At 67.6% G+C, this 7,375-nt stretch carries 6 protein-coding genes; 4 read left to right on the top strand and 2 right to left on the bottom strand.

Annotation, left to right across the window (positions count from 1 at the left end; genetic code table 11):
* Nucleotides 1-144: 144 nt before the first annotated feature.
* Nucleotides 145-996 carry a helix-turn-helix domain-containing protein gene (locus ABCR83_RS09440; RefSeq protein ID WP_462694412.1) on the bottom strand — a complete coding sequence of 284 codons (852 nt, stop codon included), beginning with the start codon at nucleotides 994-996 and terminating at the stop codon, nucleotides 145-147.
* 115 nt (nucleotides 997-1,111) lie between these two features.
* On the opposite strand from ABCR83_RS09440, the gene ABCR83_RS09435 reads away from it, so the two are divergent.
* From ABCR83_RS09435 to ABCR83_RS09420, 4 genes are all read left to right on the top strand, one after another.
* Nucleotides 1,112-1,309 carry a hypothetical protein gene (locus tag ABCR83_RS09435; protein WP_462694411.1) on the top strand — a complete coding sequence of 66 codons (198 nt, stop codon included), beginning with the start codon at nucleotides 1,112-1,114 and terminating at the stop codon, nucleotides 1,307-1,309.
* On the top strand, nucleotides 1,306-1,563 hold the full coding sequence (locus ABCR83_RS09430) for a DUF6255 family natural product biosynthesis protein (RefSeq protein WP_462694410.1): 258 nt from the start codon (nucleotides 1,306-1,308) through the stop codon (nucleotides 1,561-1,563). Before ABCR83_RS09435 ends, ABCR83_RS09430 begins: the two co-directional genes overlap by 4 nt.
* A gap of 1 nt (nucleotide 1,564) precedes the next feature.
* A complete protein-coding gene (locus tag ABCR83_RS09425) occupies nucleotides 1,565-1,882 on the top strand; it encodes a hypothetical protein (protein ID WP_462694409.1) in 318 nt (105 codons plus the stop codon).
* Between the two features lie 219 nt (nucleotides 1,883-2,101).
* The gene (locus ABCR83_RS09420; RefSeq protein WP_462694408.1) at nucleotides 2,102-2,959 is read left to right on the top strand and encodes a peptidoglycan-binding protein; all 858 of its coding nucleotides are present in this window, start codon (nucleotides 2,102-2,104) and stop codon (nucleotides 2,957-2,959) included.
* Between the two features lie 515 nt (nucleotides 2,960-3,474).
* On the opposite strand, the gene ABCR83_RS09415 is transcribed toward ABCR83_RS09420, so the two are convergent.
* The gene (locus tag ABCR83_RS09415) at nucleotides 3,475-7,374 is read right to left on the bottom strand and encodes a DNA-directed RNA polymerase subunit beta' (RefSeq protein ID WP_462694407.1); all 3,900 of its coding nucleotides are present in this window, start codon (nucleotides 7,372-7,374) and stop codon (nucleotides 3,475-3,477) included.
* Between the last annotated feature and the right edge of the window lies 1 nt (nucleotide 7,375).

Below are 7,375 nucleotides of genomic sequence, written 5' to 3'. Positions count from 1 at the left end.
GGGCGCAGCCCCTCCTGCCCTCCCCCCCCAAACCGCGAAGCGGTGCAGAAACACTGCACATTGGGCCCCCGGCCCAGAGTCAGAAGTCGGTGCCGGGCAGACCCATCGCCGTAGGCACGTCTGCCTCAACCAAACCCACTCAGGTCAGCCACCACTCCCGTCCGCATACTCCTCCGCCACCGACTCGATGAGGGCCAGCGACGCCTCGGACGGCAACGCGGCCGCCCTGACGAGGGCGTAGGCAGTCTCGAGGCGGGTAACCACGGCCGGATCCTCCAGTAAACCGCCGCTCATGGCACCCTCCGTATACGCCATAGGCGCGGTGTCCTCGAAGGTCATCAGCTTCAGCGCTCCGCCCAGCGCTGGTGCCCCCGCACTGAACGGGAGCACTTGCACGCCGATCCGGCGCCTGCGCACCAGAGCGGCCACGTGCAGCAACTGTTTCCGCATCACGGCAGGACCGCCGACGAGCCGCCGAATGACGCTCTCATCGAGAACCATCCGCAACAACGGTTTTGTTGGGTGGTCCAGGAGGCGCTGACGTGCCACGCGGTCAGCCACCCGAGATTCAATCCGCTCGTCCGCGATGAACGGAAAGCCGCTTCGGAACACGGCTCGGGCATAGGCCGCCGTCTGAACCAGTCCTGGCACAAAATCCGGCGCATAGATATGGAAACCGGTGGCCAACCGTTCACAGTACGCAGCCTCTACGAAGTAGCGCGCATACACCGACTCGGCGATCAACTCCTCGTACAAGTTGGCAAAGTACCCGTCGGCACCGAGCTCAACATCAATCCGTTTGGCGAAGTCAGGCTTCGGCCTGCGAATCCCCGCTTCGAACTGGCCAATGTACGAACCGGAGCAGAACACTCGCTTGCCCAGCTCATCCTGCGAGACGCCCGCCGCTTCACGCCGACGCTTCAGTTCTCTCCCGAAGAACCTCCACCCACCCCGCGGTTGCCCCGACCAGTCACCCGGCCTATCAGCGTTGGCCAAAGCCAAACTCCCCTTCCCAACAAGCCCGTTGTTGGACCCACCCTTCTTCCCGAGCCTAGCCCCGAACCGGAACCCTGAGAGCGCACACAGCCCGCACAACCGAAGGGACCGTTCCGTGACGTACCGCAAGGGCGCATACGTCGTAGACACCCGTAGCGCCAAGTTCGCGCAGGTGATGGCCGACGGGGGGACCAACGTCTACGTAAGACCACCCCGGGGCGGTCTCGAGTGGGACGCACCGGCCGAGGCCCTGCGCCTGGCCACCCCCGCGGAGCGCGCCGCGGCCGGGGTACCCGAGGAGGGCCGGCCATGAACCACAGCTGCCCCCACCGCTCCGGCTGGACTCCCCTCGACGGCGGAGCCAGCCGCTGCAACGCTTGCGGCGTCGAGCGCTACAGCTCATACGCACCGCTCAGGCCGCCACCCGACAGCGCGCCCCAGGGCCCGGAGCGCCAAGACCCCGACACCGCCGCGGCCTTGTCCATCGCCGTCCTGGGTCCACGCTTCCTGGAAGCCCGCAGCCGGCTCCTCCGGCGCCCCCGCCGCCGCTGGGCCATGGCGGCCTGACATGAACTCGCTCCCCGGCCCCATGGGCACCGCCCCATCCCGCGGCCCCCTCTCCCACGACGAGATGACCGCGACCGAGCTCACCGAAGCCGACCTCCCCCGCATCGAGTCCGCGGTCCGCACCCAGCTGCGCGACTGCCGCCTGGAGCTGGGCCACAAGCGCTACGGCGCCCGTCCGCTCTGGCTCTACGGGACGCACCCGGAGACTCACTCCTGGGCCTGTGTGCTGTTCCGCGACGACGGTCTTACCACGCTCGTCTGGCAGGGCGGCCCACGCCGCCTCTGGGACGAGGCCGAGAACGTCATACGCCGCCCCTGATTGCGCCTTCATGCGATCTCGTCCACCCGTTCCGCTGAGTGGACCACGCCCTACAGCTCCGGTGCCACGGCCCCATACCCTCGCCTCGGCTGCACTGCCGATCGCCGCTACCGCGGGCGGTAGCGGCGATCAGCGGCCAGTTGTTCCCTTTGTTTCCCGCGCGCACTCCACGGCGTCGGCTGCCGATTCCCCACTTCAGGACCTGGAGCGAACCCCCACATGGCAACTCCCCTCACTGCAGACCAGCTTGTCGCCGCGTTACGCGCCGAAGGCGTCACCGTCGTCGAGACCGGCGACTGGCGCGAGCACAACCGCGCCGGGCACGGCGCCTGGGGCCCCGTCCACGGCGTGGTCGTCCACCACACCGTCACCAGGGGCACCGACTACTCCGTCAGGCTCTGCTACGACGGCTACGACGAGCTCCCCGGACCGCTCTGCCACGGCGTCATCGACAAGTCCGGCACCGTCCACATGGTGGGCAACGGCCGTGCCAACCACGCCGGGCGCGGTGACGGCGAGGTGCTCGGAGCCGTCATCCGGGAGGAGCCTCTGCCCCTGCCCACCGCCAATGACACCGACGGCAATGTGTACTTCTACGGCTTTGAGTGCATCAACCTGGGCGGCGGCGAAGACCCCTGGCCGGAAGCCCAGTTGGAGGCCATCGAACGCACCGCTGCCGCCATCTGCCGTGCGCACGGCTGGGCTTCGGGATCGGTGATCGGCCACCTGGAGTGGACGAACCAGAAGAACGACCCGCGCGGCTTCACCATGGACGACATGCGCGCCCGCACGGCGAAGCGGCTCGGCTCCGCGCCCCACCGGCCGTCCGGCTACCAGCCCTTCCCCGGCACCGACTTCTTCCACCACTCCCCCGACTCACCCATCGTCACCGCCATGGGGCGCCGGCTGGTCGCCGAGGGCTGCTCCGCGTACCGCGACGGCCCCGGCCCGCGGTGGACCGACGCCGACCGCGCGTCATACGCCCGCTGGCAGCGCAAGCTCGGCTACACCGGCAGCGAGGCCGACGGCTGGCCCGGCCGCACCAGTTGGGACGCGCTGAAGGTGCCGCGCCCCTGACCATAGAAGCCTGCGCCGCCGCAGGCTGGTCCGGAGGAACCAACCCGCGGCGGCGCTGCCCTCAGCTCCGGCTCGCTACATCACTTCACGGGACGCGAGCAGGCTCACCACACCCAGAGTCTGAACCATCCGTCGCCCTCATCTATACATTGGAATCCCGCAGCGTCACTTCCCAGCGCCTTGCCTGCGTACCAACAAGACTTGAAGCTGTGGTAGTAGCCGTAGTGGTGATAGTCCGCGCCCGTTGAGGAGGCAGCCGCCGTACCAGCCGTGGCGACGGCCCCTCCGAACAACAGCGCAGCAGTGATGCCTATGGCAGAAACTTTCCTTCGAATTGCAGACACACTCACTCCTTTCGACAGACCCGGGGCGACTTGGTTCCCCCGTCGCAGTGACGCTAGGGCATGGTGTGGCTATAGGTCTTGAAGAAATGCGTCGCCCACCGCAGGACGAAAACGCCGCAGGGCGGTCACCTCGTACCGAGGTGACCGCCCTGCCGAGCGTGTTGCCAGCGCCTACTGGTTGTACGGACCGTAGTCGTAGTCCTCCAGCGGAACCGCCTGGCCGGAGCCGGTGCCGAAGGGCGAGTAGTCGATGTCGTCGTAACCGACGGCCGAGTACATCGCGGCCTTCGCCTCCTCGGTGGGCTCGACCCGGATGTTGCGGTAGCGGGACAGGCCCGTACCGGCCGGGATGAGCTTACCGATGATGACGTTCTCCTTGAGGCCGATCAGGGAGTCCGACTTGGCGTTGATCGCCGCGTCGGTGAGCACCCGGGTCGTCTCCTGGAAGGACGCCGCCGACAGCCACGACTCGGTGGCGAGCGAGGCCTTGGTGATACCCATCAGCTGCGGACGGCCGGAGGCCGGGTGGCCGCCCTCCGTCACAACCCGACGGTTCTCGCCCTCGAAGCGCGAGCGCTCCACCAGCTCGCCCGGCAGCAGCTCCGCATCGCCGGACTCGATGATCGTCACCCGGCGGAGCATCTGCCGGATGATGATCTCGATGTGCTTGTCGTGGATCGACACACCCTGCGAGTTGTAGACCTTCTGGACCTCGCCGACCAGGTGCACCTGAACGGCGCGCTGGCCGAGGATGCGCAGCACGTCGTGCGGGTTGGTGGCACCCACCGTGAGCTTCTGGCCCACCTCGACGTGGTCGCCCTCGCCCACCAGCAGACGGGCTCGCTTGGAGATGCCGAAGGCGGTCTCGTCGGAGCCGTCGTCCGGGGTGACGACGATCTTCTTGGTCTTCTCGGTCTCCTCGATCCGGACCCGGCCGGCCGCCTCCGAGATCGGGGCGACACCCTTGGGCGTACGGGCCTCGAAGAGCTCGACGACACGGGGCAGACCCTGGGTGATGTCGTCACCGGCCACACCACCGGTGTGGAAGGTACGCATCGTCAGCTGGGTACCGGGCTCACCGATCGACTGGGCGGCGATGATGCCGACCGCCTCGCCGATGTCCACCAGCTTGCCGGTCGCCAGCGAGCGGCCGTAGCAGTAGGCACAGGTGCCGACCGCGGACTCGCAGGTGAGGACCGAGCGGGTCTTGACCGTCTCGACGCCATGGGCGACCAGCTGGTCGATGAGCACATCGCCGAGGTCGACATTGGCCGGGGCGATGACCTTGCCGTCGACGACCACGTCCTCGGCCAGCATCCGGGCGTAGACGCTGGTCTCGACGTCGTCGGCCTTGCGCAGCACGCCGTCCTCGCCCTTGGAGGCGATGCTCAGCTTGAGGCCGCGCTCGGTGCCGCAGTCCTCCTCGCGGATGATCACGTCCTGGGAGACGTCGACCAGACGACGGGTGAGGTAACCCGAGTCGGCGGTACGCAGGGCGGTGTCCGCGAGACCCTTACGGGCACCGTGGGTGGAGATGAAGTACTCCAGCACGGAGAGGCCCTCACGGAACGACGCCTTGATGGGCCGCGGGATGGTCTCGTTCTTCGCGTTCGACACCAGACCACGCATACCGGCGATCTGCCGCATCTGCATCATGTTTCCTCGGGCGCCCGAGTCAACCATCATGAAGATGGGGTTCGTCTTGGGGAAGTTCGCGTTCATCGCCTCGGCGACCTCGTTGGTCGCCTTGGTCCAGATCGCGATGAGCTCCTGGGTGCGCTCGTCCTTGGTGATCAGACCGCGCTCGTACTGCTTCTGGACCTTCTCGTCCTGCGCCTCGTAGCCCGCGACGATCGCCTTCTTGGCCTCGGGGACCACGACGTCGGAGATGGCCACGGTGACGCCGGAGCGGGTCGCCCAGTGGAAGCCGGCCGCCTTCAGGTTGTCGAGCGTCGCCGCCACGATGACCTTGGGGTAGCGCTCGGCGAGGTCGTTGACGATCTCGGAGAGCTGCTTCTTGCCCACCGAGTAGTCGACGAACGGGTAGTCCTCGGGCAGCAGCTCATTGAAGAGCGCGCGGCCCAGCGTGGTGCGCAGGCGGAACGAGTCGCCCGTCTGCCACTCCGGCTCCCCCTCCTCGGCGACCGGGGGAACCCAGCCGCGCGGCGGAACGGTGCCGATCGGGAAGCGGATGTCGACCTTCGCCTGGAGCGAGAGCTCCCGGGCGTCGAACGCCATGATCGCTTCGGCGACCGAGCCGAAGGACCGGCCCTCGCCGATGACCTTGCGCTCCTCCTCGTCGGTGGTGAGGAAGAACAGGCCGAGCACCATGTCCTGGGTCGGCATGGTGACCGGACGGCCGTCGGCCGGCTTGAGGATGTTGTTCGAGGACAGCATCAGGATGCGGGCCTCGGCCTGCGCCTCCGCGGAGAGCGGCAGGTGGACGGCCATCTGGTCACCGTCGAAGTCCGCGTTGAACGCGGTGCAGACGAGCGGGTGGATCTGGATGGCCTTGCCCTCGACCAGCTGCGGCTCGAAGGCCTGGATGCCGAGGCGGTGCAGGGTGGGCGCACGGTTCAGCAGCACCGGGTGCTCGGCGATGACCTCTTCGAGGACGTCGTACACCACGGTGCGGCCGCGCTCGACCATGCGCTTGGCGGACTTGATGTTCTGCGCGTGGTTCAGGTCGACCAGGCGCTTCATCACAAACGGCTTGAAGAGCTCCAGCGCCATGGCCTTGGGCAGACCGCACTGGTGCAGCTTGAGCTGCGGGCCGACGACGATGACCGAACGGGCCGAGTAGTCGACTCGCTTGCCGAGCAGGTTCTGGCGGAAGCGGCCCTGCTTGCCCTTGAGCATGTCGGACAGCGACTTCAGCGGACGGTTGCCGGGGCCCGTGACCGGGCGACCACGACGGCCGTTGTCGAAGAGCGCGTCCACGGCCTCCTGAAGCATGCGCTTCTCGTTGTTCACGATGATCTCGGGGGCACCGAGGTCAAGGAGTCGCTTGAGGCGGTTGTTGCGGTTGATGACGCGGCGGTACAGGTCGTTCAGGTCGGAGGTCGCGAAGCGGCCACCGTCCAGCTGCACCATCGGACGCAGGTCCGGCGGGATCACCGGGATGCAGTCCAGCACCATGCCGCTGGGGCTGTTACGGGTCTGCAGGAAGGCGGAGACGACCTTGAGGCGCTTGAGCGCACGGGTCTTCTTCTGGCCCTTGCCGGTCCGGATGATCTCGCGGAGGCGCTCGGCCTCCTCCTCCAGGTCGAAGGACTCCAGGCGCTTCTGCAGCGCGGCGGCGCCCATCGCACCCGAGAAGTAGGTGCCGAACCGGTCGCGCAGCTCGCGGTAGAGCAGCTCGTCGCCCTCGAGGTCCTGGACCTTGAGGTTCTTGAAGCGGTTCCAGACCTCGTCCAGGCGGTCGATCTCGCGCTGCGCGCGGTCGCGCAGCTGCTTCATCTCACGCTCGGCACCCTCGCGCACCTTGCGGCGCACATCGGCCTTGGCACCCTCGGCCTCGAGCTCGGCCAGGTCGGCCTCGAGCTTCTTGGCGCGGGCCTCCAGGTCGGCGTCGCGGCGCTGCTCGACCTGCTGGCGCTCGACGGAGACATGGGCCTCCAGCGAGGGCAGGTCGCGCGTGCGGCGCTCCTCGTCCACCCAGGTGATCATGTAGGCGGCGAAGTAGATGACCTTCTCGAGGTCCTTCGGGGCCAGGTCCAGCAGGTAGCCCAGGCGGGACGGAACGCCCTTGAAGTACCAGATGTGGGTGACGGGAGCGGCAAGCTCGATGTGGCCCATCCGCTCACGGCGCACCTTGGCGCGGGTGACCTCGACGCCACAGCGCTCACAGATGATGCCCTTGAAGCGGACACGCTTGTACTTGCCGCAGTAGCACTCCCAGTCCCGGGTGGGGCCGAAGATCTTCTCGCAGAAGAGCCCGTCCTTTTCCGGCTTCAGGGTGCGGTAGTTGATGGTCTCCGGCTTCTTGACCTCGCCGTGGGACCAGGTTCGGATGTCGTCCGCGGTCGCCAGGCCGATCCGCAGCTCGTCGAAGAAGTTGACGTCGAGCACT

This window comes from Streptomyces xingningensis (genome assembly GCF_054957865.1).
The sequence above is the reverse complement of the archived record's forward strand: the minus strand, read 5'-3'. Positions and strand labels throughout refer to the sequence as shown.

Coding starts and splice junctions, on each gene's coding strand:
- ABCR83_RS09430 (WP_462694410.1), top strand. CDS start 1,306: ATGAACCACAGCTGCCCCCACCGCTCCGGCTGGACTCCCCTCGACGGC.
- ABCR83_RS09420 (WP_462694408.1), top strand. CDS start 2,102: ATGGCAACTCCCCTCACTGCAGACCAGCTTGTCGCCGCGTTACGCGCC.
- ABCR83_RS09425 (WP_462694409.1), top strand. CDS start 1,565: ATGAACTCGCTCCCCGGCCCCATGGGCACCGCCCCATCCCGCGGCCCC.